The sequence below is a fragment of the Pseudoduganella sp. jia 12 genome (assembly GCF_055502675.1).
Genome location: NZ_JBUXKP010000003.1, coordinates 612,512 through 638,908, shown reverse-complemented (window position 1 = coordinate 638,908; position 26,397 = coordinate 612,512). Strand labels below are relative to the sequence as shown.

The 26,397-nt window shown below is 65.3% G+C and carries 26 protein-coding genes; 14 read left to right on the top strand and 12 right to left on the bottom strand.

Features of this window, described 5'->3' with window-relative positions; genetic code table 11:
• Positions 1 to 62: 62 nt before the first annotated feature.
• The 3 genes from ACY65G_RS08950 to ACY65G_RS08940 all read right to left on the bottom strand — a co-directional run bounded on the left by ACY65G_RS08950 (position 63) and on the right by ACY65G_RS08940 (position 2,653).
• Positions 63 to 968 (bottom strand): YihY/virulence factor BrkB family protein, encoded by a 906-nt coding sequence (locus tag ACY65G_RS08950; RefSeq protein ID WP_464996999.1) that lies wholly within the window; start codon positions 966 to 968, stop codon positions 63 to 65.
• 77 nt (positions 969 to 1,045) lie between these two features.
• Positions 1,046 to 2,080 carry an OmpA family protein gene (locus ACY65G_RS08945; protein WP_464996998.1) on the bottom strand — a complete coding sequence of 345 codons (1,035 nt, stop codon included), beginning with the start codon at positions 2,078 to 2,080 and terminating at the stop codon, positions 1,046 to 1,048.
• Between the two features lie 297 nt (positions 2,081 to 2,377).
• A complete protein-coding gene (locus ACY65G_RS08940; protein WP_464996997.1) occupies positions 2,378 to 2,653 on the bottom strand; it encodes a hypothetical protein in 276 nt (91 codons plus the stop codon).
• Between the two features lie 331 nt (positions 2,654 to 2,984).
• On the opposite strand from ACY65G_RS08940, the gene ACY65G_RS08935 reads away from it, so the two are divergent.
• The 5 genes from ACY65G_RS08935 to ACY65G_RS08915 all read left to right on the top strand — a co-directional run bounded on the left by ACY65G_RS08935 (position 2,985) and on the right by ACY65G_RS08915 (position 7,060).
• Positions 2,985 to 3,557, top strand: a complete 573-nt coding sequence (locus ACY65G_RS08935; protein ID WP_165391023.1) for a winged helix-turn-helix domain-containing protein — start codon at positions 2,985 to 2,987, stop codon at positions 3,555 to 3,557.
• Positions 3,558 to 3,652: 95 nt separating this feature from the next.
• Positions 3,653 to 4,561 (top strand): M90 family metallopeptidase, encoded by a 909-nt coding sequence (locus ACY65G_RS08930; protein ID WP_464996996.1) that lies wholly within the window; start codon positions 3,653 to 3,655, stop codon positions 4,559 to 4,561.
• Positions 4,561 to 5,952 (top strand): ATP-binding protein, encoded by a 1,392-nt coding sequence (locus ACY65G_RS08925; protein WP_464996995.1) that lies wholly within the window; start codon positions 4,561 to 4,563, stop codon positions 5,950 to 5,952. Before ACY65G_RS08930 ends, ACY65G_RS08925 begins: the two co-directional genes overlap by 1 nt.
• A 161-nt stretch (positions 5,953 to 6,113) precedes the next feature.
• Complete coding sequence (locus ACY65G_RS08920) at positions 6,114 to 6,665, top strand: glycine zipper domain-containing protein (RefSeq protein WP_464996994.1); 552 nt, start codon at positions 6,114 to 6,116, stop codon at positions 6,663 to 6,665.
• A gap of 41 nt (positions 6,666 to 6,706) precedes the next feature.
• The gene (locus tag ACY65G_RS08915) at positions 6,707 to 7,060 is read left to right on the top strand and encodes a hypothetical protein (protein WP_464996993.1); all 354 of its coding nucleotides are present in this window, start codon (positions 6,707 to 6,709) and stop codon (positions 7,058 to 7,060) included.
• A gap of 94 nt (positions 7,061 to 7,154) precedes the next feature.
• Here ACY65G_RS08915 and ACY65G_RS08910 read toward each other — a convergent pair whose 3' ends face one another.
• From ACY65G_RS08910 to ACY65G_RS08880, 7 genes are all read right to left on the bottom strand, one after another.
• Positions 7,155 to 8,063 (bottom strand): universal stress protein, encoded by a 909-nt coding sequence (locus ACY65G_RS08910; RefSeq protein WP_464996992.1) that lies wholly within the window; start codon positions 8,061 to 8,063, stop codon positions 7,155 to 7,157.
• Positions 8,064 to 8,109: 46 nt separating this feature from the next.
• Entirely contained in the window at positions 8,110 to 8,490 is a 381-nt protein-coding gene (locus ACY65G_RS08905) for a TraR/DksA family transcriptional regulator (RefSeq protein WP_464996991.1), read from the bottom strand.
• Positions 8,487 to 9,029, bottom strand: coding sequence for a hypothetical protein (locus tag ACY65G_RS08900; RefSeq protein ID WP_464996990.1), 543 nt, complete (start codon positions 9,027 to 9,029; stop codon positions 8,487 to 8,489). The genes ACY65G_RS08905 and ACY65G_RS08900 overlap by 4 nt, the downstream gene beginning before the upstream one ends.
• A complete protein-coding gene (locus ACY65G_RS08895; protein WP_464996989.1) occupies positions 9,026 to 9,817 on the bottom strand; it encodes a hypothetical protein in 792 nt (263 codons plus the stop codon). The genes ACY65G_RS08900 and ACY65G_RS08895 overlap by 4 nt, the downstream gene beginning before the upstream one ends.
• 220 nt (positions 9,818 to 10,037) lie before the next feature.
• Positions 10,038 to 10,856: a hydroxypyruvate isomerase gene (gene hyi, locus ACY65G_RS08890; RefSeq protein ID WP_464996988.1), complete on the bottom strand. Its 819-nt coding sequence runs from the start codon at positions 10,854 to 10,856 to the stop codon at positions 10,038 to 10,040.
• 146 nt (positions 10,857 to 11,002) lie between these two features.
• Positions 11,003 to 12,508 carry a DEAD/DEAH box helicase gene (locus ACY65G_RS08885; RefSeq protein WP_464996987.1) on the bottom strand — a complete coding sequence of 502 codons (1,506 nt, stop codon included), beginning with the start codon at positions 12,506 to 12,508 and terminating at the stop codon, positions 11,003 to 11,005.
• 184 nt (positions 12,509 to 12,692) lie between these two features.
• Positions 12,693 to 13,475 carry an inositol monophosphatase family protein gene (locus ACY65G_RS08880; protein WP_464997069.1) on the bottom strand — a complete coding sequence of 261 codons (783 nt, stop codon included), beginning with the start codon at positions 13,473 to 13,475 and terminating at the stop codon, positions 12,693 to 12,695.
• A gap of 186 nt (positions 13,476 to 13,661) precedes the next feature.
• Between ACY65G_RS08880 and ACY65G_RS08875 the strand changes: the two genes are divergently transcribed.
• The 8 genes from ACY65G_RS08875 (at position 13,662) to ACY65G_RS08840 (ending at position 23,451) form a co-directional block, all read left to right on the top strand.
• Positions 13,662 to 14,453 (top strand): RNA methyltransferase, encoded by a 792-nt coding sequence (locus ACY65G_RS08875; protein ID WP_464997068.1) that lies wholly within the window; start codon positions 13,662 to 13,664, stop codon positions 14,451 to 14,453.
• Between the two features lie 178 nt (positions 14,454 to 14,631).
• Positions 14,632 to 15,564 (top strand): esterase/lipase family protein, encoded by a 933-nt coding sequence (locus ACY65G_RS08870; RefSeq protein ID WP_464996986.1) that lies wholly within the window; start codon positions 14,632 to 14,634, stop codon positions 15,562 to 15,564.
• A 239-nt stretch (positions 15,565 to 15,803) separates the two neighbouring features.
• Positions 15,804 to 19,421: an EAL domain-containing protein gene (locus ACY65G_RS08865; protein ID WP_464996985.1), complete on the top strand. Its 3,618-nt coding sequence runs from the start codon at positions 15,804 to 15,806 to the stop codon at positions 19,419 to 19,421.
• Between the two features lie 13 nt (positions 19,422 to 19,434).
• A complete protein-coding gene (locus ACY65G_RS08860) occupies positions 19,435 to 19,701 on the top strand; it encodes a hypothetical protein (protein WP_464996984.1) in 267 nt (88 codons plus the stop codon).
• A gap of 75 nt (positions 19,702 to 19,776) precedes the next feature.
• Positions 19,777 to 20,445: a TetR/AcrR family transcriptional regulator gene (locus ACY65G_RS08855; protein WP_464996983.1), complete on the top strand. Its 669-nt coding sequence runs from the start codon at positions 19,777 to 19,779 to the stop codon at positions 20,443 to 20,445.
• Positions 20,442 to 20,990, top strand: a complete 549-nt coding sequence (locus ACY65G_RS08850) for an LOG family protein (protein ID WP_464996982.1) — start codon at positions 20,442 to 20,444, stop codon at positions 20,988 to 20,990. The genes ACY65G_RS08855 and ACY65G_RS08850 overlap by 4 nt, the downstream gene beginning before the upstream one ends.
• A 152-nt stretch (positions 20,991 to 21,142) precedes the next feature.
• Entirely contained in the window at positions 21,143 to 21,790 is a 648-nt protein-coding gene (locus ACY65G_RS08845) for a hypothetical protein (RefSeq protein WP_464996981.1), read from the top strand.
• 287 nt (positions 21,791 to 22,077) lie between these two features.
• A complete protein-coding gene (locus tag ACY65G_RS08840) occupies positions 22,078 to 23,451 on the top strand; it encodes a glycoside hydrolase family 27 protein (RefSeq protein ID WP_464996980.1) in 1,374 nt (457 codons plus the stop codon).
• 16 nt (positions 23,452 to 23,467) lie between these two features.
• Here the strand turns inward: ACY65G_RS08840 and ACY65G_RS08835 are convergent, their stop codons facing one another.
• Both ACY65G_RS08835 and ACY65G_RS08830 read right to left on the bottom strand, forming a co-directional pair.
• Positions 23,468 to 24,442, bottom strand: a complete 975-nt coding sequence (locus ACY65G_RS08835) for a tripartite tricarboxylate transporter substrate binding protein (protein ID WP_464996979.1) — start codon at positions 24,440 to 24,442, stop codon at positions 23,468 to 23,470.
• Between the two features lie 33 nt (positions 24,443 to 24,475).
• Positions 24,476 to 25,552, bottom strand: coding sequence for a porin (locus ACY65G_RS08830; RefSeq protein WP_464996978.1), 1,077 nt, complete (start codon positions 25,550 to 25,552; stop codon positions 24,476 to 24,478).
• 150 nt (positions 25,553 to 25,702) lie between these two features.
• On the opposite strand from ACY65G_RS08830, the gene ACY65G_RS08825 reads away from it, so the two are divergent.
• Positions 25,703 to 26,392 (top strand): response regulator, encoded by a 690-nt coding sequence (locus tag ACY65G_RS08825; protein WP_464996977.1) that lies wholly within the window; start codon positions 25,703 to 25,705, stop codon positions 26,390 to 26,392.
• The last annotated feature ends 5 nt before the right edge of the window (positions 26,393 to 26,397 follow it).

Genomic DNA, 26,397 nt, shown 5'->3' with positions numbered 1-26,397 from the left:
AAGCAGCCGCTGAAGTAAAACCGGTGGCGAAGCTCCTGCTTCGCCACCGGTTTTTTTGCCTCTTACTTCACCTTCAGCTTGCCTTGCTCATCGCGCGGATGATGCTTCAGGCTGCCGATCCGCAGCGCGTATTGCCGGGCGAATTCGGCGCCCAGGAAGAAGATCTGCGCCGAGTAGTACACCCACAGCAGCAGCGCGATCGTGGAGCCGGCGGCGCCGAAGCTGCTGGCCACGCCGCTGTTGCCGATATAGGCGCCAATGCCGAACTTGCCGATCATGAACAGGACGGCGGTGCCGATCGCGCCGATGATCACATCGGGCCATGCCAGCTGGACGCGTGGCAGCAGCTTGTAGATCACGCCGAACATGACGGCGATCACGAGGAAACTGATCGTGTGGTTCAGCAGCGTGATGAACACCGTCGCATCCGGCCAGTAGCTGTTCCAGAAACGCTGGAAGATTTCCAGCGCGGCGCTGACCACGAGCGATGTCATCAGCAGGAAGCCCAACGCCAGCACGAGCCCGAACGACAGCAGGCGGGTGCGGATCGTGTCCCACACGGTGTTCTCGGTGACCGGCGGCAGCTGCCAGATTTCATCCAGGCTCGCCTTCAGCTCGGCGAACACGCTGGTGGCACCGAACAGCAGCAGGGCGCCGGCGATCAGCGTGGCGATTTTGCCCTCTTCCTCATTGCGTGCGCCGGCGAGGATCAGCTGGATCGCTTCCGCGCCCTGGGCCCCGACCATGCCGCGCAACTGCTCGAACAGCTCGCCCTGCGCCGCCTCCTTGCCATAGAAAATGCCGGCGATCGCGATGACGAGCACCAGGATCGGAGCGAGCGAGAACAGTGTGTAGAAGGCCAGCGCCGCGCCCTTGCTGCTGCCCCGGTGATCGAACCATTCCATCACGGCGCAGTACAGCAGGTTGGGGACTTTCTTGGCGATATGAGGAAACTTTCTCCAGTTCATTTTTCAGCTCCGTATAAACAAAAAGGGGCCGAAGCCCCTTTCTGCGTAATGCACCTGAAGGCCATGCCTTCCGGCGATTAGTTCACTTTACGTTCGATCGTGATCTGTTCGACTTCGACGCGACGGTTCGGCTCCAGGCACTTGATCAGGTCCGAACGCTTCTTGTCGTTGCACTGCACCAGCGGCTGGGACTCGCCCTTGCCTTCGGTGGTCAGGCGGTCGGCGGCGATGCCCTTGCCCACCAGGTATTCCTTGGCGGCGGCAGCGCGTTTTTCGGACAGCGTCTGGTTGTACTTGTCGGAACCGATACGGTCGGTGTGGCCCGTGATCGTGATGCCCGTCAGGCTCGGGTTTTCGTTCAGCAGGCGTGCCACGTCATCCAGCTTGGCCTGGTCGCCACGCAGCTTGGCGCTGTTGAACTCGAACAGTTCGGTGGCCGACATCGTCACCTTCTCGAAGCGTGCCGGCGGCGGCGGCGGCGGCGGCGGCGCTACCGGCGCTGGCGGCTCGACGACAGGTTCTGGAGGCGCCGGCGGTGCCGGCGGCTGCGGTGTCGGGCCCAGGGCGTAGTTGAAGCCCACGGTGGCGTAGACGTTGTTGGAGCGGTCGTGACGGAAGTCGTCGCTGCCGATGAACCCATAGACGCTGCGCACATCAGCCTGGAACGACCAGCGGTCGTTGATGACGGACTGGAAGCCCAGGCCGGCCGAGATGTAAGGCGAGGTGCGGTGCGGTTCGGCCAGGCTGCGGAATGGGTTTTCCTTGTCACGCTCGGCGCCCAGGCCCACCAGCACGAACGGGCGGAAGGTCTTGCGCGAGAACAGGTACAGGAAGTCGACACCCAGCGTTTCTTGCTGGTAGCGCGCGCCGTTCTCGCTCGAGCGGGCATACGTGTAACCCAACTGGATATCCCAGTTTTCCGAGATCGGCTTACCGAACTTCAAGCCGCCGCCATAACCGGTCTTGTCGGTGGCCCAGTCGGAGTCAGGCTTCATCGCGTTTACGCTTGGCTGGATGTACCAGTTCGGATTGATGACGGCATCCTGCGCCGAAGCGGCGACGGAAGCGCACAGCAGGGCTGCGGCAATTGCGATCTTGTTGGATTTATTCACAGGTAACTCCTGATGCGTTGAAGAAATGTTTTTAACTACAGCAATATTGAGAGGCGGAGCGCTCACGGGAATCCCGGCTCTTCTTTCAATTTTGCAGCTTTTGCATTGCTGTTGCGTCAAGTTTATGGTGCAAGCAATACAAACATCGGTGCGTTAGCGCACAATGAGCTTGCGTTATATCAAATGTGTGGCGATCCTACAACAGGAACTGGCAACCCGTCTTTCCGCCCAACGGGAGGGATGAATGAAAAAACGCGCCGTAAGCGGCGCGTTCGGTACATCCATGAAGCCAAGACGTTATTGCGTCGTCGTGCCGCCAGCAGGCGGGGTGGTGCCGGCCGGCGTCGTGCCCGTGCCTGCAGGTGCCGTGGTGTCGGCTGGCGGCGTCGTCGTGTCGGCCGGCGGCGGCGTCATGGTGTCGGCAGGGGCTGCGGCAGGCGCTGCCGGTTCGGTGGTTGCCGGTGCGGTAGCCGGTGCCGTCGTGGTATCGGTTGCCGGCGCAGTGTTTTCGGTTTTGTTGCAAGCGGAAAGACTCAGCGCGGTAATAGCTGCCAGCAGGATGGAGTATTTCATGGTGTGTCCTCTCTAAGGGTTGGTCCTGCATGCACTTTAAACAACACACTATCGGTGTTCTGTTCGCGAGCGCACATTCAAGGGCCGAAGTGGTGAATGCAGCACAGCGATGGGGGTATGGAAGGGTTGTCTGGTATCAACAACGTAACTTTAACCTTTGAACCATTTTATGTTCGTTGCCGCACAGACTTGTACAACGCATAACGGCAATCTGGAGCCCAATGAATGAACGAATGAATGCGCAGTGACCCCGCACCGCGCAAACCGGCTTATAAGGAGTGTTCAAATGCACGCAATCAGAGATTCTCACGACCTGTCGAGCAGCGATGTGATGGCCTCCCAGCCCGCCGCGAAGCCGCGCCTGGCGCTGGTGGAGCGCCCGGGTCCGGGGACCGAGCGCAAGGCATTGTCGCTGGCGCCGATCGAGCGCGTACGGTCCACCTCCGCAACGCTGCGCCGCATCGAGAACATGCAAAAGCTGATCGGCGAGCTGCAGCAGCATGAAATGCTGGCCGACGAAATCGCCTGGTTCCTGAAATTCTCGCCGTCCGGCGCCCGTAAATATATTCGCGACCTGCGTGAAGCGGGCGTGATCGAACTGGCCCGCTATATCGAAGGCACCGCTACCTACCTGGGTAAGGCTGTCTATCGCCTGACCCCGGATGCCGAACGCGTGCAAGCGTTCCTGGCGGCGATCGCCCAGCCGAAGCGCGAAGGCACGCCGCCGCGCAAGGAGCGTCCGAGCCTGCGCGAGCAGAGCATGGCCGGCAGCGGCCGTCACTTCCACATCCTGGCCGACGACACGCATTACGCGATCCGTGTCAACCGTGGGCCGGTGACCCGCGATCCGCTGGTGGCCGCGTTGTTCGGTGCCCCGCAATCGCTGCAGAAGGCACAGCAGTAAAAACACGGGCGGGGCGCCGTTGCCGGCGCCCGCTTCATTGAATTGTCGGCAACGCTCCCCATCTGTGGCGACATATATCGTTATGGACGGCCAATATGGACGCATTGCTTGGTTTGACGCTCCTGGCGCTGGCAGTGGCCGCGCCATTCCTGTATCCCCGCCTGACCTTGCGCCGGGCTTTGTCCCGGCCGCTGGCGCCGGCCGCGCTCGACGCGCTGCGCCACTACGTTCCCATCCATGACCGTCTCGATGCCGCATTGCAGGGGCAGTTGCAGCAACGCGTCAAGCAATTCCTCCACGAAAAGAAATTCGTCGGCTGTGCCGGCCTCGATGTCACGGACGACATGCGGGTGGCGATCGCCGGCCAGGCTTGCCTGCTGCTGTTGAACCGCGCCACCGGCGTCTATCCATCGCTGCGCACGATCCTCGTCTATCCGGGCGCCTTCGCTGCCGCGCGGCAAGACGTGGGGCCCGGCGGTGTCATTACCCAATCCCGCCAGACGATGCTGGGCGAATCGTGGCAGGACGGGCGCGTGGTGCTGTCCTGGGACGATACCGAGCGCGGTGCGCTGGCCTGGGACGGGCACAACGTGGTGCTGCACGAATTCGCCCACCAGCTCGACAGCGAGTCGGGCCAGACGAACGGCGCGCCTTACCTGGGCAGCAGGGAGAGCTACCGCAACTGGTCGGAAGTGCTGTCGCGCGATTACGCGCACTTGCAGCGCGCGGCCTGGCTCGGTAACGGCGACAGCGTGCTCGACCACTATGGCGCCACCAGCCCCGCGGAATTCTTCGCCGTGGCGACCGAGGCCTTCTTCGGCAAACCGTGGCAACTGGCGCAGCGCCATCCCGCACTGTATGACGAGCTGTCGAAGTATTACCGGGTCGACCCGCGCGGGTGGCTGGACGAACCGCCGGCCTTCTCACCTGAACCTGTGCCGGAACCCGTGATGGCCATGCCGGTACTGCCGTCGAACCGGTCGTTCGCCTGGGCAAGCTGGTAATGCACTTCGAGGATTTCAATGCCGCGCCCGGCCGCGCGGCTCAGCCTGATCCTGCGCCCGGCCGCGCGGCCCAGCCCGATCCTGCGCCCGGCCGCGCGGCCCAGCCCGATCCTGCGCCCGGCCGCGCGGCCCAGTCCAATCCTGTGCTTCCCACCCGCCCGCAGTACCTGATCGACAACACGCCGGCGCTGATCTACTGCACGGTCCCCAGCGGCGACTTCAAGATGACGTTCGTCAGCAACAACGCGTTCAACATGCTGGGCTACCGGCCCGACGAAATGCTGGCCGACCCGAATTTCTGGTTCGATCATATCCACCCCGACGACAAGCCGCGCATCGTCGCCAGCCTGGCGGAAGTCTTCACCGAAGGCCAGCGCGTGTACGAATACCGGTTCCGTGCCGCCGATGGCCGCTACCTGTGGATGCACGACACGCTGCGGCTGATCCACGACGAATCCGGCAGGCCGCTCGAAGTGATCGGCGCGCTGACTGACATCACGGACCGGAAGGCCATGGAGGAGGTGCTGACGGCCAAGGGCGTCGAGCAGCAGCAACTGATCGGCAAGTTGCGCGAGGCCCATGAGCAACTGCTGCAATCGGAAAAAATGGCGTCGATCGGGCAACTGGCGGCCGGTATCGCCCACGAGATCAACAATCCGATCGGTTTCGTCAATTCCAACATGGGCGCGCTGCAAGGCTATGTCGGCACGCTGCTCGGCCTGATCGATGCATACGACGGTGTGATCGCCGGCCACCCCGATCTCGTTGCACGGATGGCGGCAGTGCGCGAGGGCGCCGACCTGGATTTCCTGCGCGGCGATGTCACGTCGCTGGTCCACGAATCGGTCGACGGCCTGCGGCGCGTGAAGGAAATCGTGCAATCGCTGCGCGAGTTCTCGCACGTGGGCGAAACGGAATGGCAACTGGCGGACCTCCACCGCGGGCTGGACAGTACTCTGATCATCATTGCCAACGAACTGAGACACAAGGTAACGGTCGTGAAGGAGTATGGCAACCTGCCGCCTGTCGAATGCCTTGCATCGCAACTGAACCAGGTGTTCATGAACCTGCTCGTCAATGCCGCGCAGGCCATCGTCGACAAGGGCGTGATCCGTATCCGCACCGGCGCCCAGGACGACTGGGTGTGGATCGAAATCGCCGATACCGGCGCGGGCATTCCACCCGGGCACCTGACGCGCATCTTCGAGCCGTTCTTTACCACCAAGCCGGTCGGCGGCGGTACCGGTCTCGGGCTCTCGCTGTCCTATGGCATCGTCGCCCGCCATGGCGGACGCATCGACGTGCGCTCCGAGCCGGGCGAGGGCACGGTGTTTACCGTCTGGCTGCCCCAGCGTCCGTCACATCGTGCAGGCGGCGCCACCGCTGCCTGATACCGGCATCCTTTTCTCCCGCCTGGCCCCGCCCCGGCCGTGATTCCGCTACCAGGCCCGCTACCGGTTCACTTGCGCCAGGCTATGTGCGTCAACGTACGGAAACACAGCGGGGCGCACGGCAAGCTGGGTGCGTCCAATTCATGCAGGAGATAAAAATCATGACAACCATCATCGCCGGTCATTTCCAGTTGCAGGAACAAGTCGACGGCGCACGCCAGGCGCTGCAGGAGGCGGGGTATCCCGACGACCGCATCAGCACCTTCTACGTCAACCAGCCCGGCCAGCATGACATGCATGCGCTCGGCGGCGACCGCACCCTGTCTCCCGGCGCAAAGGATTCGCCGGAAGGCCTGGCGAAAGGCGCCGCCACCGGCGGCGCGATCGGCGCGGCCATCGGTGCCGCGACGGTGCCGCTGACCGGCCCGGCCGGCCCGGTGGTGGGCGGCCTCGTCGGTGCGCACGTGGGCTCGCTGTACAGCTTCTCGCACATGAAGGACAAGGGTGAGGCGGAGAAGGGTGGCGAGAATACGGTCGCGCCGCGCAAGGCCGGCATGCTGATCGCCGTTGCGCTGCCGGACGGCGACGAGGACCGCGCCGTGCAACTGCTGCGCAAGCTGGGCGCCAACGATATCGAGCGTGCCGAGGGCACGCTCACGGGTGGCGACTGGAAGGACTTCGATCCGCTGTCGCTGCCGCAACGAATCGGCTGACGGCGCCGGCGGCCCGCCGCGCCACACTTCTGGAGGCGTGCATGACACACGCATGGGTAGAGCTCACCGGGCCGGACGGCCGCAATGTGCAGGCGCCGACCGAGGCGCAGCTGGCGGCCGCGCTGTCGGAAATCTACGAGGACGACGCCGCCGCGCTGGACGGGATCGCGCCATCCGCCGTACTGCGCTTCGGCTACGACGACGGCCTGATGTACCAGCTGGAAGTGGCGCGGGGCGGGGCGATCCGGTTCGAGGAATGGTCCGACCGCGATTGCGAAATCGCGCTGGCCAGCCCCCGCCGGATGTCGGCCGGCAAGGAAGACGCGCTGCAACTGTGGAAATGGATGGCGCTGCGCCAGGTGGCGAAAATCCGCGACCAGGATTGGCAGGAGTGAAGCAGGAACGGTACAAGCCTGCAGGCTGCACCCTTGCGGCCAGTCGGCTGCTGCTGGTTTTTCAAAGCGAAGTACAGCGCCAGTGATGGCGCGATCAATGCGCCATCAGTACCGGCACCGTCATCGTTTCAAGCACGGTGCGCGTGACGCCGCCCAGCAGCGTTTCGCGGAAGCGCGAATGGCCGTAGGCGCCCAGCACCACGAGATCGCTGCCGGTTTCGCCAGCCAGCACGATGAGTGCCTCGCCCACGTCGCCCGGGCGTTTCAGCAAGCCCTGGCGGGCGGTTTGCCGCTCCCGCACATCGGCCGTGATGCCGTGGCGTGCCAGCCACGCCAGCACTTCGGCACCCGGCGTATCGCCGAACGCTGCCGGCCGGAGGTCGGCATCGACGATCGCCACCGTCACCCGTTCGGCCCGCGCCAGCAGCGGCAGCGCCTCGCGCACCGCGCGCGCCGCCTCCTTGCTGGCATTCCACGCCACCAGCACATTCCGGCCCGGCGCAGGGGCTCCCGGGCTCGCCACGCCGGACGGGGTAACCGAAATCGATCCGCGCGGGCGCGCCGTGAAGGGCACGACCAGCACAGGGCAGCCGGATTCGGTGAGCACCTCGGCCGGGAAGGCCGCCGGGCCGCTACCGCGCCCTTCGGGCAGCGCCTGCCCGACGATCGCCAGGTCGGCATGTCGCGCCACGAGCGCCAGCCCCGTGCCCGGCTCATCGTCCAGCACGCGTTCCTCGAAGCTGTGCACGCCCAGTGCGCGTAACTGTGGCGCAAAGTCGGCCAGCGCGCGGCTGGCCCGTTCGCGCAGCACATCGAGGTGCTGCGCGAGGTTCGGATCCTCGTCGTCGACCATTTCGTTCTGGTACAGGAAGCGGGAGACGCCCGTCAGCGCCACGCCGATCACGTGCGCGCCGTGCTGCAGCGCCAGCTCGGCCGCCATCAGCACGCGTGCCGCCGAGTGCGGTGCGTCATCCACGTGTACCAGGATTGTCTTGTAGCCCATGCGGGAATTATAGGCCTGTGCGCCGGCAGGGCCGCGCACAGGATGATCAGCGCCGCTGTTGCTCGATCCGGGTCTGGCAGGCGATGCAGAAGCGCGCCTCGGGGCGCGCCTCCAGGCGGGAGTAGCCGATCGGCTCGCCACAGTTCTCGCAATCGCCGTAGTCGCCGCTGTCGGTGCTGTCGAACTTGGACAGGGCGTGGCGGATCGACGACAGTTGCGCGAGGCGGAGCTCGTCCGCCTCCGCCTCGAGCTGGTTCAGCGTGCGGTTGCTGGCGCTGTCGGCGGGGGAGGTTTCGACTTCCTCGACGGCCGGCGTGCGGTTGAACTCGCTGTTGGGCCGGCCGGCGAATTGCCGCAGCAGCGCGAGCCTGCGCTGCTCGAGCGACGCTTGCAGCGCTGTGCGCTGGTCGGGTGTCAGGATGTTCATGAAGTCATTGTATGCCCGCTTCCCGAAGAGGGGGTGGCCATCTTGTCGGTGTCGGGCAAGGCCTGCAGATGGTCTTTCAGGTCTTCCAGCGCCGGCACCAGCGCCTCGGGCTTCAGCGCGGCGATCGCGGCGGCCGCGTTCAGCAATGCCGAGGCGATGCCGGCCAGTTCCCTGGCACGGTCGATACGCCGGATCCGCTCGCGGGCGCGTGCCGCCAGGTCGAGCAGTTCGTGCGCGGGCACTGTAGTGCCCCGGGCGGCATAGCCCGTCGCATCCGCATACAGGCTGTTGGCCTGCTGGCGCAGCGCGACTTCCCGGTCGAACAGTTCCTGCGCCTCGGCATGGGAAATCGTGGCGCCGGACGTGGACGCGTTCTTGCGGATCGCCGCCATGATGCCCTTGTGCAGCGCATCGGCGCTGTCGGACAGGCTGTCGGCCAGCGCTTCGATATCGGCCGGCGACAGCGTCATCGCGGCAGTGGACGCGGGCGTCGTTGCCGGGGTACCAGCGGTCTCGTTGCTGTTGGCGGTGGTGTTCATGGCGTTCCTCCCTGGTTGGCGGCGACGCGCGCCGTGGCTTGCGGACTGGCGGGCGCGAGGCCGCGGTAGAGCGCCTCGTGGCGTTCGCGGATGGCCTGCACGTGCTGCGCGGCCAGCGTGTGGCGCCGGCCCAGCAGCCGGTATTCATTGAGTTTTTCCTGCCGGTGCGCTTTCGCCAGCGCGGCCAGCAGCCGTTCCTGCGGCTTGTCGGCGAACGGGATTTCCGTTTCCAGCATGCCGATCACGATGGCCTGTTCATTGTCGTGGTGCTTGTCGTAATAGCGCAGCACGGTGCTCATCGCGTCGAGGGCGTCGCGCAGCGGCTCGTAGCCGTCGCGCAGCATGTCCTGCACGGCCTGGTCCTGCGCCCGGCCCGTTACCACCCGCGCGATCGCCCGCGCCAAGCCGGACACGGCATTCACGTGGCGGTCGGTCAGCCCGGTGTCCGGCCAGGCCTTGATGCCCTTCGCCACATCCTTGATCTCGTCGCCCGGATCGAACCGGTCGCCGCCAGCCAGCTTGCCCAGCGTGCGCAGGTAGGCGGTCACGGCCTCGTGGATCGCCACCAGGTCGGGGTAGGCGGCTCGGCGCGCGGCGTCGATGGCTTGCTCGCGCTTGTCCGCGGCCGGAGACAGGTAAGGCTGCTCGCGTCGATAGGTGTCGCGGTAACGCTGGCTCAGCTCGACATAACCGTTCAGCTTCGGTGCCTCGGCGGCAAATGCGCGCACTTCCTTCAGCCGGGCGTTGCCGGCGCATCCGGCCAGCAGCGCGGCCAGGAACAGGAGCATCAGCAGGTGAAAGGCGCGGCGGCCAGGGGACGGCAGCCGCGATGGCAAGGAGGGCAGCCGCCGGAAGGGGGAGGGCAGAAAGGAGGGGAGCTGAAGCAAGGAAGAAGGGCGCATGATGTTCCCGTGTCGTGATCGGAATTAACATCTTGCGCTTGCAAAATTGCGACTGTTTGCGGCAACGCAAACAGCTGAAGCGGATGGGTGCCTCGGGCAGCCGGGGTCAGGCAGCCGGGTTCAGGGAAGCGATGCCTGGCCCGGTGGCCGTGGACGGGCTGCTGCGCCACTGCAGGCCGGCCACGGTATCGCCGCGCGGCCGGTATTCGCAGCCGATCCAGCCGTCGTAACCCAGTTCGTCCAGCAGCGTGAACACGCCGGGATAGTCGATGACGCCGGTGCCGGGTTCGTGGCGGCCCGGGGCGTCGGCCAGTTGCACATGGCCGATGCGGGGCAGCGCGCGCCGCAGCATTGCCGGCACGTCTTCGTCCATGCAGTGCATGTGGTAGATGTCGGCTTGCAGGAACACGTTGTCGTTGTCGCAGGCGGCGATGATGTCCAGCGCCTGCTCGGTGCGGGACAGGAAATAGCCCGGCATGTCGATCGTGTTGATCGGCTCGATCAGCAGGCGGATATCGCGCGGGCCGCACAGCCCGGCCGCATGGTCCACATTGAACAGGTAGGTCTCGCGGGCGCGGCGCAGGTCCATGCCCGGCGGCATGATACCCGCCAGGCAATGCAACTGGGGCACGCCGAGCAGCGTGGCATATTCCAGCGCCAGGTGCACGCTGTCGCGGAATTCGCGGTGGCGACGCGGGTCGCACGCCAGGCCGCGGTCGCCCGCCTGCCAGTCGCCTGCGGGCAGGTTGAGCAGCACCATGCGCAAGCCGTTGTCGTCGAGCCTGCGGCGGATGTTGGCTGCCTTGTACTCGTAGGGGAACTGGCATTCGACCGCATCGAAGCCGGCTGCGCGGGCAGCGGCAAACCGGTCCAGGAAAGGCAACTCCGTGAACAGCAGGGTCAGGTTAGCGGCGAACTTGGGCATGTGCGGCTACTCGTTTGAAAGCCACTATGGTAGCAATTGCGGGCAAGGTTAGCAATTATGCACGGTTTCTCGCCCGGCCGCCAATGCGGCGGCCAGGAGTGCACATCGACGGTTGTGAATCGACGCCGGTGAAGCGACGGCGGCGATCAGCGGCCGCGGCCACCGCCGCCGTTGCCGTTGCCGTTACCACCGGAGCGTGCCGGGCCCGTGCCGCCCGGACGCTGGCCGCCGCGCGACGCGCCGTTGCGCGCCGGTTGTGCGCCGGCCGGGCGGCTGCCGCCGGCGTTGCCGGTGCCGGCGGAACGCCCGCCGCCCGCGTTGCCGCCAGCGCTGCCACGTCCGCCACTGTTACCGCCAGTAGCTGCGCCGGCACCACCACCGGCGGCACGCGGGCCGCCAGGCTTGCCGCGGCCGCCACCACCACCACCGCCGGCCGGGCGGGGATTGCGGTGCTGGCCATTGCCGCTGCGCAGCTGGATCGGCTGCGCGCGGGCCGTCGGGTCCGGTTCGAAACCGGCGATGACTTCGCGCGGCAGCGTCTGCTTGATCAGCTTTTCGATGTCTTTCAACATCTCGTGCTCGTCCACGCAAACCAGCGATACGGCTTCGCCCGTCGCGCCGGCACGGCCGGTGCGGCCGATCCGGTGCACGTAATCTTCAGGCACGTTCGGCAGGTCGTAATTGACCACGTGCGGCAGCTGGTCGATGTCGATGCCGCGCGCCGCGATGTCGGTCGCCACCAGTACCTGCAGCGTGTTGTCCTTGAACTCGGCCAGCGCACGGGTGCGTGCCGACTGGCTCTTGTTGCCGTGGATCGCCATGGCCTTGATGCCATCCGTGCCCAGCTGCTCGACAAGCTTGTTGGCGCCATGCTTGGTGCGGGTAAAGACGAGAACCTGGGTCCACTTGTGCGTGCGGATCAGGTGCGACAGCATCGGGTGCTTCCTGTCGCGGTCGACCGGGTGGATTTTCTGCGCGATGATTTCCACGGTCGAATTGCGGCGGGCCACTTCGATCGTGGCGGGCTTGTCCAGCAGGCCATCGGCCAGCGCCTTGATCTCGTCGGAGAAGGTGGCCGAGAACAGCAGGTTCTGGCGTTTCGCGGGCAGGGCGGCCAGCACCTTGCGGATATCGCGGATGAAGCCCATGTCGAGCATGCGGTCCGCTTCGTCGAGCACCAGGATCTCGATCTTGTCGAGATTGACGGTACCTTGCTGCATGTGGTCGAGCAGGCGGCCCGGCGTGGCGACGAGGATATCGACGCCATGCTTGAGCTGCTTGATTTGCGGGTTGATCGACACGCCGCCAAAGATCACGGCCGAGTTCAGCTTCGTGTACTTGCCGTAGACACGCACGCTTTCCTCGACCTGGGCAGCCAGTTCGCGGGTCGGTGTGAGGATCAGCGCCCGGATGGGGCGCGTCGAGGTGTTGTTGGCCAGCTTGCTGCCGGCGGCATCGGTGGACAGGCGGTGCAGCAGCGGCAGCGTGAAGCCCGCCGTCTTGCCGGTGCCGGTCTGGGCGCCGGCCAGCAGGTCGCCGCCGTTCAGCACGGCAGGAATCGCCTGGGTCTGGATGGGCGTTGGCGCGGTATAACCCGCTTCGGTCACGGCGCGGACGATAGCGTCGGACAAGCCTAGTTGATTGAAGGACATAGTTGCTCTGAAAGAAAACGGCCCCACGCCAGTCACAGGCAGGGTCAAAATTTAGCGAGGCCGGACTGGTCGGCAATTTCTCTCAGGAAGTATATCAGTATCCACGTAAACTAAATTTCGTCAAGGCAATAAAAAAGGCCCAAATGGGCCTTTTTTTGTATCAAAGCTACACTAATTGTTGATATCAGGCAAATTCCGCAAGTAAACCGACCATTTGGCCGAAAACACGCGGGCTGCCAGCGATCACGTGGCCGGTCCGCATGTAGCCGGATTCGCCATTGAATTCGCCGGCAATACCGCCCGCTTCGGTCACCAGCAGCGTGCCGGCGGCGATATCCCAGGGTTGCAGGCTCTTCTCGTAATAGCCATCCAGGCGGCCGCAGGCCACATAGGCCAGGTCCAGCGCGGCGGAACCGGCGCGGCGCACGCCGTGGCAACGCTCGCCCATGATGCCGTACATCTTGAGGTACTCTTCCAGCGCCTTCGGGCTGCCGTTCTTGTAGCCGGTGCCCAGCAGCGCGCCGCTGATGCGGTCCAGCTTGCGCACACGGATACGCTTGTCGTTCAGGAAAGCGCCGGCGCCTTTTTCAGCCGTGAACAGTTCGTTGCGCACCGGGTCGTACACGACGCCCAGCGTGATTACGCCGCGCTGCTGCAGCGCGATCGACACCGCGTATTGCGGGAAACCGTGGATGAAGTTGGTGGTGCCGTCCAGTGGATCGATGATCCACACGAATTCGCTCTCGTCGTTCACATTGCCCGTGGTGCCGGATTCCTCGCCGAGGAAAGCATGGGTGGGGTAGGCCTTCTGCAGCACCTCGATGACGGCTTCCTCGGCAGCGCGGTCCACATCGGTCACGAAATCGTTCGGGTTTTTCTCGGCGAAACTGACCCGGTCGAGGTCGAACGAAGCGCGGTTGATGACGGCGGCGGCGCGGCGGGCGGCCTTCACGGCCGTGTTGAGCATTGGATGCATGGCGATTCCGTAAAAATAAAGGGACAGGCTGCCGGACGCATGGTGCCGGGGCCGTGTAAACAGGAGCGAATTAGTAACGTAAAAGAGCGGCGCGAGGGTGATAAACCACGGCAAATCCAGGGGCCAACGCAGGGCGTTGTAGAATCTGCCGTTTCGCGAAAACCGCTATTTTAAATGATGCCGACAGAAAAAACACTGAACATACCGGCTCTTTTCGGTCGACCGCCGATTTTCCCCTTGCGGGTCATCCTGGTGGAGACCAGTCGCCCCGGCAACATCGGCTCGGTCGCCCGTGCCATGAAGACAATGGGATTTTCCGAGCTGGTACTCGTCAATCCCCGCTTCGAGGGCGCGCTGCAGCACGAGGAAGCGGTGGCCTTCGCCAGCGGCGCGCAGGACATCCTTGCCGGCGCGCGCATCGTCGCCACGATGGCCGAGGCGCTCGATGGCATCAACCATGCCGCCGCCGTGTCGGCCCGGCTGCGCGAATTCTCGCCGCCGGTGCAAACGCCGCGCGAGCTGGCCGAACATGTGGTGGCGTTTCCCGACCTGTATCCCGCGCTGATCCTGGGCAACGAGCGCTTCGGCCTGCCCAACGAGATCGTCGAGCGCTGCAACGTGCTGATCAATATTCCCGCCAACCCCGACTATTCGTCGCTGAACCTGGCCCAGGCCGCGCAAGTGCTGCTGTACGAATGCCGCATGGCGGCGCTCGGCAATACCGCCCCCGCCGCCACGCCGGTCGGCTTCCATGGCGATGCCGCCAGCCAGGCGCAGATCGAGGGCATGTATTCGCACCTGGAGGAAGCACTGGTGCAGATCGGCTTCCTGGATGCGGGCAACCCGCGCAAGCTGATGCCGCGCCTGAAGCGGCTGTTCGCCCGCACCGGCCTGGAGACGGAAGAGGTGAATATCCTGCGCGGCATCGCCCGGCAGATGATGGCGCGGGGCGGCAAACCGGAAAAGTAGATTTCCCGCGCCAGGAAAGCGCTGATCGATTGCTGGTGGATGCGATCGCCGCCATGCATAAATCGGCGGTTTCCTGGTGTGGCGAATCATAAATTCGTCGTGCCGGCGCCGATTTGAAGGAGAATGTGCAGATACCGGTGCCTTCCGATATGCCGGGTCTTCATGAGAAGGACGAAACATGGTGGTGCGCATCCTGCTGGCAATCATGGCGGTACAAATCGCGGCGGCGCTGGCGATCTGGTATGCGGCCGCCCGTTACGTGCCGCTCGACCTGGCACTGCTGCTGGCGCTGCTGGCAGTGGTGCTGGTGCGCGGCGCGATCAACGCCAACAATTTCAGGATGGCCCGCAAGTTCGGTTGCGACGTGCCGGCCGAGCACCGGCTCGACCTGGCCGGCCGCATCTGCCTGTTCTGCGGCGAGTTCCGCGCATCGATGCTCACCTCTTCGTGGTTCATGCTGCGCCATCGGTCCGAACCGTATTTCGCATCCGACGCGCATGCGCTGCCCGTGCTGCTGGTGCACGGCTACGGCTGCAACGGCGGCTACTGGACCCCGCTGCGCGCGCTGCTGCGCCGCGAGCGCATCAGCCACGCCACCGTCGACCTGGAACCCGTCGCCGCGCCGCTGGACGATTACGTTGCGCAGGTCGAGTGCGCGGCGCAGCGCCTGCTCGCGGCGACCGGCGCGCCGCGCATCGTCATCGTCGGCCACAGCATGGGCGGCCTGGTGGCGCGGGCCTGGCTGCGCCGCCACGGCGCGGCCCGGGTGGCCCGCATCGTCACCGTCGGCACCCCGCACCAGGGCACCGGGCTGGCCTCCCTGGGCTTCGGCGAGAACGCACGGCAGATGCGCCAGGATGCGGAATGGCTCGCGCAGCTGGCACGGGACGACGCGGCGCACCGCGCGCTGATCACGTCGGTCTGGTCGTGGCATGACAATATCGTCGCGCCACAAACGTCGTCGCGACTGGCCGGCGCCCGCAATGTTGCCTTTTCAGGCATCGGTCACGTGGCGCTCGGCAGCGATCCGCGCGTGCTGTGCCGCATCCTCGATGAAATCCTGGCTGCCGGCCCTTTGACGCAACCGCATCCAGCCGCTACAATTAGTTGACGTGCGGCAATATGGATTAAGTCCAGTTATTCTCGATGCATTTTCTATTCCCCGTGCCGGCAGCATTTCCGGTGCGGCCGACGTGCACGCCTGCCGTGCTTCGCCTCCGTACGGAATAAGGGATACTGACGCCACGGGGAGGGCTGTTGCCCGGCAACGATAATTAGAGCCGTTGATACAAGCCCCATGGCCGGCCCGGCCTGGGAAACCGGCTCCTGACAATAGAATGGAGGGACGACGTGTCTGCACGCATCCTCATCATCGAAGACAATCCCACCAACATGGAGCTGATGGTGTATCTGCTGCGCGCCTTCGGCTATACCCCGCTCACCGCGAGCGACGGCGAGGAAGGCGTGGCCGTGGCGCTGCGCGAACAGCCGGACCTGATCATCTGCGACGTGCACCTGCCCAAGCTCGATGGCTATGGCGTCGTGACCGCCCTGAAGGCCGACCCTTCCACGCAGCGCATTCCCGCGCTGGCCGTCACCGCGCTGGCGATGGTGGGCGACCGCGAGCGCCTGCTCGGCGCCGGGTTCGACGGCTATATCGGCAAACCGATCGAGCCGGACAGCTTTGTCACGCAAATAGAGTCTTTTTTGCCAGGGGAGATGTCGCCCCGTCAGAATGACGACATCGCAACGATCCTGATCGTCGACGATCATGTGCTGAACCGGCAGTTCCTGATGACTCTGCTGGGCTTTTCCGGCCACCGGCTGATGGAAGCGGCCAGCGGCGCCGAGGCGCTGAAGCTGATGGAGCGCGACCGGCCGGACCTGATCATCTCCGACATCCTCATGCCGAACATGGATGGCTACGAATTCGTGGCCCGCGTGCGCGACAATCCGGACACGGCCGACGTGCCGATCATCTTCTATACGGCCACCTACCGCGAGCGCGAAGCGGTGGCCGTGGCGCAGTCGTGCGGCGTGCGCTGGGTGCTGCCGAAGCCTTCCGATCCGGACGTGATCATGGCCACCGTGCAGGAAGCGCTGGGCGTGCCCGCGGAACGCCCCGTGCCGGACTTCGCCACGGGGCTGGCCGAGTCGCAGCAGGGCGATTCGAACCTGGGCGGCATCGGCCACAAGATGGCCGAGTATCTCGACGAAGTGGAAACCAGCAGCCAGGTCATTTCCGAACTGGCGCAGCATGAAACGCCCGATGGCGAAGCCGAGCGGCTGCGCTCGATGACGCAGCGGTTGTCGAAGAGCCTGTCCAGCCTGCAGGCAGTGAGCCTGCGGCTGACGGCCCTGATCGAACTGGGCATCGACCTGTCCGCCGAACGGGAACCGCAGGCGCTGGTCGATATCGGCTGCAATGTCGCGCAGAACATCTGCGTGGCGAAGTATGCGTGCATCGGTGTGCTGAACGAGGACGGTGACGGGCTCGGCTGGTTCAGCCATTGCGGCAGCGTCGAACCAGGAAGCGTGTTGTGCGGCGCGCCCGACGCGGGCATCCTGAAACGCATTCTCGAGGAGCGCCAGCCGGTGCGCGAGCACGCGCTGCCGGGCGATCCCACCCACCTGGGCCTGCCGGAAGACCACCCGCCCGTGCATTCGTTCCTCGGCGTGCCGATCGCCTCTGCCACGCGGGTGCATGGCTGGCTGTACCTGGCCGACAAGCTCGGGGACAACGGTTTCTCCGAGATCGACGAACGGATCGCCGTCACCGTGGCGTCGCAGATCGCCGTCTCCTACGAAAACCTCAGGCTGTACGAGGAAGTGCGTCGCAACCACGAGCAGCTGCAGCAGGACATGGCCGCGCGCAGCCGGCTCACGGAAGACCTGCGCCGCTTCCGGCTGGCGATGGACGCGACGGCCGATGCCATCTTCCTGGTCGACCGGGCCAATATGTGCTTCGTCGACGTCAACGTGACGGCATGCCGCATGCTCGGTTTCGAGCGCGAGGATTTCCTGCTGGTGGTCGATCGCGGCAACGCGCCGGTGCAGCTGGTGGACCTGTATGACAAGCTGCTGGCCGGCGACCAGGGGGGCGCGATGGCCGAACTGCTGCTGCACCGGCGCGACGGTTCGCTGATCTCGGTCGAGGTGCAGCGCCGCACGCTGCGTTCGGAGCAGAACTGGATCCTCGTGGCGGTGGCGCGCGACATCACGGAGCGCAAGGAAGCCGAGCGCCGCCTGCTGAAGCTGGCGCACTTCGACACGCTGACGGGCCTGCCCAACCGCAGCCAGCTGTATGAATCGCTGACCCATTCGCTGAAGCAGGCCGCCGAACACCGCTGGGCGCTGGCCGTGCTGTTCCTCGACATGGACCGCTTCAAGAACATCAACGACACGCTGGGCCACACGATCGGCGACGAACTCCTGAAGCAGTTTTCCAGCCGCCTGGTCGATTGCCTGCGCGTGCGCGACACCATCGGCCGTTTCGGCGGCGACGAATTCGCGGCGATCCTGATGCTGCCCGAAGGCATGCAGCAGGCCTTGCCGGTCGTCGAGAAGATCCGCGAGGCGATGCGCCAGCCATTCGACCTGAAGGGACACGAGGTCACCGTCACCGCGTCGATCGGCATTTCGGTCTTCCCGGACGACGGGCAGGATGCCGATACGCTGATCAAGTACGCCGACACGGCGATGTACAGCGCCAAGGAAGCGGGGCGCGACGCGTTCCGCTTCTTCACGGCCGAGATGAACGCCCAGTCGCTGGCGCGGCTGGACATGGAAAACGCGCTGCGGCGCGCCATCGACAACGAGGAATTCGTGCTGTACTTCCAGCCGAAGATCGACATCGGCACCGGCCGCATCAGTGGTGCCGAGGCGCTGATCCGCTGGAACCGGCCCGGCCACGGCATGGTGTCGCCGGCGCTCTTCGTGCCGCTGCTGGAAGAAACCGGCCTGATCGTGCGGGTCGGCGCCTGGGTGATCCACGCGGCTTGCCGCCAGATCGCGCACTGGAAAAATTCCGGCGCCGGCGCCGTGCAGGTGTCCGTCAACGTGTCGGGCATCCAGTTCTTCGTGGGCGGGCTGGAAGAAGAAGTGCTGCGCGCGCTGCGCGAACACGACATTCCCCCGGAACTGCTGGAGCTCGAACTGACGGAAAGCTCGCTGATGAGCAACGCCGAGGAAACCATCACGATGCTGCAGAACCTGAAGGAACTGGGCATCAAGATCTCGATCGACGACTTCGGCACCGGCTATTCGTCGCTGGCGTACCTGAAGCGCTTCCCGATCGACAAGCTGAAGATCGACATCGCGTTCGTGCGCGAAGTCACGTCGAACCCGGACGACGCGGCCATCGTGCTGGCCATTATCAACATGGCGCACAGCATGAAACTGAAGGTCATCGCCGAAGGCGTGGAAAAGGATGCCCAGCTGGCTTATCTGCGGCGCCACGACTGCGACGAGATGCAGGGCTATTTTTTTTCGCGGCCCGTGCCGGCCGGCGACTTCGAGGCGATGCTGCGCGAGAAGCGCTACCTGCCCGCGCCGGACGAGGCGCGCGAAGACGGCAAGCCCACGCTGCTGATCGTCGACGACGATGCGTTCATGCTCGACGTGCTGTCCGATTTCCTGGCCCAGGATGGCTACCGGATCCTGACGGCGCAGACGGCGCACGAAGGCTTCGACATCCTGGCACGCCACAACGTGCAGGTGATCCTGTGCGACCAGTGCATGCCGTCGATGAGCGGCACGGAGTTCATGGAACGGGTGAAGAACCTGGCGCCGGACACGTTCCGCATCATGCTGTCGGCCTATGCGGACCTCACGCCGATCATGGCCGCGATCAACCAGGGCGCGATCGACCGCTTCTACACGAAACCGTGGAAGGGGGCGGTACTGCGCGAAAACATCCGCGAGGGCTTCCGGCTGTATACGCAGTCACGGCGGGCCCAGGCCGCGTAGGAAGGACAACACGATGGTGAAAAAACGCATCCAGGCGATCTGGCAGGCCGGTCTCGAAGACTTCACGGTGCGCCGCGAGCGCGCCGAGGCATTGCGCGCCGCGGTCCGGCACGAATCGGCCGCCTCGCCGAAGCGGCAACTGCGTGACCGGGCGATCGAGGAGCAGGTGCAGCGCGCCGTGATCGCCGCCACCGCGCCGCTGCGGCAGGAGGTGGACTCGCTGAAGCACGAGGTGGACGAACTGAAGGGCCAGGTGGTCCGGCTGAAAAAGGGCAGGTAGCCGCGCGCGACCAGGATTCCGCACGGCCGTTCCATCGGTGTTATGCTTGCGACCAAAACAACAGCACCTCCGGCCATGTTACAGAAAGCTCCCAGAAGAACGCGCGAACGCATCCAGGAATTGTCGCTGCGCCTGTTCAACGAGTTCGGTGAACCGAACATCACGACGACCGTGATCGCCGAAGAGCTGAACATCTCGCCGGGAAACCTGTACTACCACTTCCGCAACAAGGACGACATCGTCAACTCGATCTTCATCGAGTTCGAGCAGGAGATCGAGCGCATCCTGCACGTGCCGGCCGGGCGCCGTTCCAATATCGAGGACGTCTGGCAGTACCTGCACCTGATGTTCGAGCTCATCTGGCGCTACCGCTTTTTCTACCGCGACCTGAACGACCTGCTGTCGCGCAACCGCAAGCTGGAACTGCACTTCAAGCAGATCCTGGCACACAAGATCAAGGTGGCCAAGCAGCTGTGCGAAGACTTGCGCACCGAAGGTTCGCTGGAAGCGAACGACCTGAAGATCGATGCGATGGCAACGAACATGGTGGTGGTGGCCACGTACTGGCTGTCCTACGAATATGTGCGCAACCCGCGCAAGTACACCGAGCAGCAGTCGATGGCCGATGCGCTCGCGCGCGGCTGCTACCAGGTGCTGATCCAGGTGGAACCCTACCTGCAGGGCGAAACGCTGGCGCGCTTCCAGAAACTGTCCGACGACTATCTCAAGAAACTGAACAAGTGAAATCCATCTGTGTGTACTGTGGCGCCAATGCCGGCGCCAGGCCGCTGTATGCGGAACGCGCGCGCGCCCTCGCGGCGGCGCTGGTCGATGCCAACCTGTCGCTCGTCTACGGCGGCGGCAACGTGGGCCTGATGGGCGTGATCGCCGACGAAGTGCTGCGCCTCGGCGGCGAGGTCACGGGCGTGATCCCTACCGCGCTGGTCGAACGGGAAGTGGGCCACACCGGCCTCACGCGCCAGTTCATCGTCAAGGACATGCACGAACGCAAGGCCATGATGGCGCAATTGTCCGACGGCTTCGTCGCGATGCCCGGCGGCCTCGGCACGCTCGAAGAACTGTTCGAGATGCTGACGTGGTCGCAATTGGGCATCCACGACAAGCCCATCGCGCTGTACAACGTGGACGGTTTCTACGACCGGCTGATCGACTTTGTCGCACACGCCCGCGAGGAGGGCTTCATCCACCCGCGCAATGCGGAGCGCATGCTCGTCGAGGAAGCGCCGGCGGCGCTGGTGGCGCTGCTGAAGGCGCAGCGCGGCGGCTGACTGCTTCCAGGCATGTACCGCATCGAGCCCGGCACCGCGGGAATCGCCTCGCTGCGCGGCAGCGTCGGACGCCAGGCGTGGCTGTTCCTGCCGTATACCGGATGACTCCGGCAATCTCGCTGGTATTGCCAGGTTGAGGGAGAGGGGAAACGATGGCGGCGTTACTTGAATACCCTGAATTGCTGGTGATCCGGGCCGTACCCGAGTGCACTCCGGGCAATATGCTCGAGATGCGAACCATGCCTGAGATGCGAACCCTGCTTGAGGAACCGCCTGCCAGCGCGGATCGTCTCATGGTCCGGATTGCCGTTGCCGCTCGCGATCCAGCCGAGACCATGCCCGCCAGCCACCTGGAACAACTCCGGCGTGCATTCGACGCGATACTTGTTCACGAAACCATGGCGCCATCGGAACTGGTCGAACGGGTCAGGACCACCCTGGCGATTCCCACGGCGATGAACGGTTTATTCGGATGCGACTGGAACGATATCAACGAGGTCATCAAGAGCGGCAGGACAGGGCGCCTGTTTTTCGGAACGGGAAAAGGCATCGGCAAACTGCGTGGCCTGGACGCGGTGCGGGCGGCCCACAGGAATCTTGAAGACCAAGGCTGTGTCATGGCTTCGACAACCGGGACGGTCTTTGTCATCCGGCGCCCTGCGCAAGAGAATTCCAGTCAGGAGTTGAAGTCGATACTGGCCGCTCTGCGGCATCCGTTCCCGGTCGGGAGTATCGCCCAGGGCTACGCGTACGATGCGGCGGACGACACGGTGGAGGTCGATATCGTCGCGGTGAATTAGGTCCGCTTCGGCTTGGTGTCTCCCGGGTACATTCGAACGCATGGTCCTGGTCCAGGCAATACTTGCCAGGCCGGGAGAATCGGCCCGTTCAGGTGACAAGCGCCGTCGATCGTGAAACTTCGTGGCCGCGCCGGTGGCCGGAATGGCCGGATGCAGCCATTCCATCGATGCCAATTCCGATATCGAACGCGCATTTATCGTGATCGCAGAAGCCGTCATGACCGCGCATTGTCGAGGTAACATCTGTTCGTTCGACCCGGCCTTCCGATCATCCAATTGCCCCGAGAATGAATCCACACCGCAGAAACCTCCTTACCGCTTCCATCCTCACCGGCCTGGCCAGCGTGGCCCCCGCCGTGGCGAGCGCCGCATCGGCTACCACGGCGACCGCGGCGCGCAAAACAAGGGAGCTGGCCCCGACCCCGCCGATGGGCTGGAACAGCTGGAACTCGTTCGCCACCACGATCACCGAGGCGCAGGCGCTGGAGAACGCCCGCATCATGGCCGACAAGCTGCTGCCGTCGGGGTATGACGTGTTCACCGTCGACATCCAGTGGTATGAACCGAACGCCAACAGCTACGAATACCGCAAGGGCGCGCAGCTGACGATGGACGAACATGGCCGCCTGCTGCCGGCGCCGAACCGTTTTCCCACCGCGGCAAAGGGTGGCGGCTTCAAGGCGCTGGCCGACCAGGTGCACAAGCTGGGCATGAAGTTCGGCATCCACGTGATGCGCGGCATTCCGCGCCAGGCCGTGGCCGCGAACACGCCGGTGCTGGGCACGCCCTATCGCGCGCGGGACATCGCCGACACGAATTCGATCTGCACGTGGAACCCCGACATGTATGGCGTGGACATGACCAAGCCCGGCGCGCAGGCGTACTACGATTCGATCTTCGCGCTGTACGCGTCGTGGGGCGTGGACTTCGTGAAGATGGACGACATGTCGCGGCCGTATGAACTGAACTGGCCCGAGATCGAGGCGGCGCAGAAGGCGATCCGCAAGACGGGGCGGCCGATCATGCTCAGCCTCTCGCCCGGCGAGACCGACCTGAAATGGGCGCTGCACGTGCCGCACCATGCGCAGATGTGGCGCATCTCGGACGACTTCTGGGACGAATGGAAGCTGCTGCACGAGCAGTTCACCCGGCTGGAAAACTGGAATCCCGTCATGGGGCCGAACGCCTGGCCGGATGCGGACATGCTGCCGCTGGGCCGCCTGGCGCTCGGCGAGCGCGATACGAAGTTCACGCCGGACGAACAGCAGACCCTGATGACGCTGTGGTCGATCGCCCGCTCGCCGCTGATCATGGGCGGCGACCTGCGCCATCTCGAAGAGCGCACGCTGGCGCTGCTGACCAATCCCGAAGTGCTGGCCGTGAACCAGCGCAGCACGGCCAACCGGCCGCACCGCGCCGATGCCGGCACCCGCATCTGGAGCGCGCAGCCTGCCGGCAAGGACAACGTGGTTTACCTTGCCCTGTTCAATACGGGCGACAGCGCGACGGAACTCGCGTTCGACCTGTCGCGCCTGAACCTGGGCGGGCGGCAGGTGAAGTGCCGCGACCTGTGGGCACGGCGCGACCTGGCGCCCGTCACGGGCAGCATCAGGCAGGCGTTGCCGCCGCATGGTTCGGTATTGCTGCAACTGACCGCGTGAGGTCCATCCACGGCGATCAGCGTTCGCGCACGAGCCCGAAGTGCCTGGCTTGCCGGTTGTAGGTATCGGCGGTGCGCCGGATGTAGGCGGTCAGCGCGTCGCCGGTGAGTGAAAACGGATACAGCCCGGCCTGCGTGCGCAGTTGCGCGAAGCCGGGCGCCGATTCGATGCCGGCAAAGGCCGCCACCCAGCGCCGGTAGTCGGCATCGGACACGTCCGGCCCCATCCACACGCCGCGGATCACGGGCCACACCACGTCATACCCCTGTTCGCGCGCGGTCGGCACGCCGGCCAGCAGGCCGGGCAGGCGGCGTTCGGACAGCACCGCCAGCACCCGCACCTTGCCGGGCCCGGCATACAGCAGCGCTTCGGACGTGTCGCCCGACACCGCCTGCACGTGGTTGGCCTGCATCGCCACGAACTGCTCGCCGCCGCCTTCCAGCGCCACGAAGCGCATCTGGCGCGGATCGACGCCGGCCAGGCGCGCCAGCAGCGCCATCTTGATCCAGTCCTGGCTACCCACCGTGCCCGACATGCCGATCAGCACCCGGCGCGGATCGCGGCGCAACGCACCGAGCAGATCGCCCAGCGTGCGCCACGGCGAGTCGGCCGGCACGGCGACCATGCCGTAATCGGCACCGAACGCGGCCACCCAGCGCACGTCGCCCACGTCGGCCTTGCCGAATTTGCCCAGCGCCAGGTTCAGCACCGAACCGCTGGAAAACGTCACGAGGGTATCCGGTTCCGCGCGCCGCTGCGATACGAGCGTGTGCCATGCCACCGCGCCCACGCCGCCGGGCAGGTAGCTGAGCTTCAGCCGTGGCGCGGCGGGATCGGTCTGCAAGGCTTTCTGGGCCAGCTTGCAGGTGAGATCCATCGCGCCGCCCGGTTTCGACGGGATCAGGCACTCGGCCTCGGGCGGCAGCGCGTGTGCGGTCCCAAGGCAGAGCAGGGCCGCACACGACAGCAGGAGGGTACGGGGATGTTTCATGCGCCCATGATAGCGCGCCGGCACGGGCCAGGGTCAGAACCGGTGCTGGATGCCGGCGGTGACGCCGGTCTGCGTGGTGCCGGTGCCGGCATCGTCGCGCGACAGGCCGACCAGCTGGCCTTCGTTGGCCTTGGCATGGGCCACCGACAGGTACAGGTCGGTGCGCTTCGACAGTGCCAGCATGGCGCGCGCCACGAACATCGTGGGATCGGCATCCTGGCCGGCCGGCAGGTTCTTCGTGTCGATATGGTAGACCGCGCCGGTCAGCGTCACGGCGTCGATCACGCGCGTGATGCCGCCCCAGTAGGTGTTGCCGCGCAGGTCGGCGACCGCCGGGGTGCCGGAGCGCAGCTTGTAGTTGCGCATGCCCGCCGTGTAGCGCCAGTCGCCCGTCCTGTAGTCGGCCCCCGCGTGGCAGGCGGTGGTCTTGTCGCGGCCCGTCGCCGGAACGGTCGTGGTGCCGACGGTCGTTACACCATTGATCTGCTCGCACGTCGCCATCAGGCCGAGGCCGTCGCCGAACCACGAACCGCCCAGCGAGATCTTGCGGCCATCGGTCGAGTTGCCGGCCCGTTCGCCCAGGGCGACCGTGGCGCCGTAGGTGAAGCCGCCGGTCTTGCCGGTGTATTTCACCATGTTGTCGAACGCCGTCGTCATGCCGTATTTCGACGGCCCCGTGGCGCCGCCGGACGTGGCCCACGAGTAGTTCGGGGCGAAGCCGAGCGGGTCGAACTTGATCACCAGTTCATAGGTGGTGGTGAACGAGCGGCCGATGACCAGACGGCCGTAGGCGCCTTCCAGGCCCACGTAGGCCTGGCGCTTGAACAGCGCGCCGTCGGCGCCGCCCGTATCCATCAGGATGCCGCCTTCGAGGTTGTACACGGCCTTCAGGCCGCCACCCAGGTCTTCGCTGCCGCGGATGCCCCAGCGCGAAGTATTCTTGCCGCCGGAGATTACGCGCGCCAGGTTGCCGCCGTCTTCAGCGGCGTGGTTCACGTATTCCACGCCGGCGTCGAGCAGGCCGTAGAGCTGCACGCTGCTCTGGGCGAATGCGGAATGGTTCAGTGAGAACGCTGCCAGGACGGCGAGCGCTAGGACGGACTGCTTCATGGTGTCTCCTGATAAGTCTTCGTTATGTGTTGCCTGTTTTGTTCGGACTATAGGCGCGCCGACCTTTCAATTCCCTTTCAGTGCGCCGCGAATCGCCCGGGCGGCCCGCCGGCCTTTCCCCGGCGCGGGGTTTGCGCTTACACTGGCGCGATGCGAATCCTGTTAGTCGAAGACCATGTCGAGCTGTCCCACTGGGTATCGAAAGCCCTGCGCGACGCCCATCTCACCGTCGAATGCGCGGCCACGGGCGCGGATGCCGACACGCTGCTGCATACGCAGGATTACGCGCTCGTGATCCTGGACCTCACGCTGCCCAGGATGGATGGCCTGGACGTGCTGCGACGCCTGCGCGCCCGCGGGGGCACGCGCGGCGGCACCCCGGTGCTGATCCTGACGGCGCGCGGCGGCCTGGAAGACCGCGTGCAGGGCCTCAACGAAGGCGCCGACGATTACCTGGCCAAGCCGTTCGAGCTGGCCGAGCTGGAAGCGCGCGTGAAGGCGCTGCTGCGCCGGCGCAGCGGCAACGAGTCGCTCGTGCACCGCTGCGGCCAGCTCAGCTTCGATACCGTGTCGCGCATGTTTTCCTACTGCGGCGAGCCGCTGGCGCTCACGCCGCGCGAGCACGCGGTGCTGGAAGCGCTGATCGCCCGGCCGGGCCGCGCGCTGTCGAAGGAAAAGCTGTTCCAGGAAGTGTTCGCGCTGGAAGACGATGTCAACCTCGACGCCATCGAACTGTACGTGCACCGTATCCGCAAGAAGCTCGAACGCCGCCCGGATGGCGGCGCCTCGATCGTCACCTTGCGCGGGATCGGCTACCTGATGCAGGAACGCCCGGCCTGAGGCCG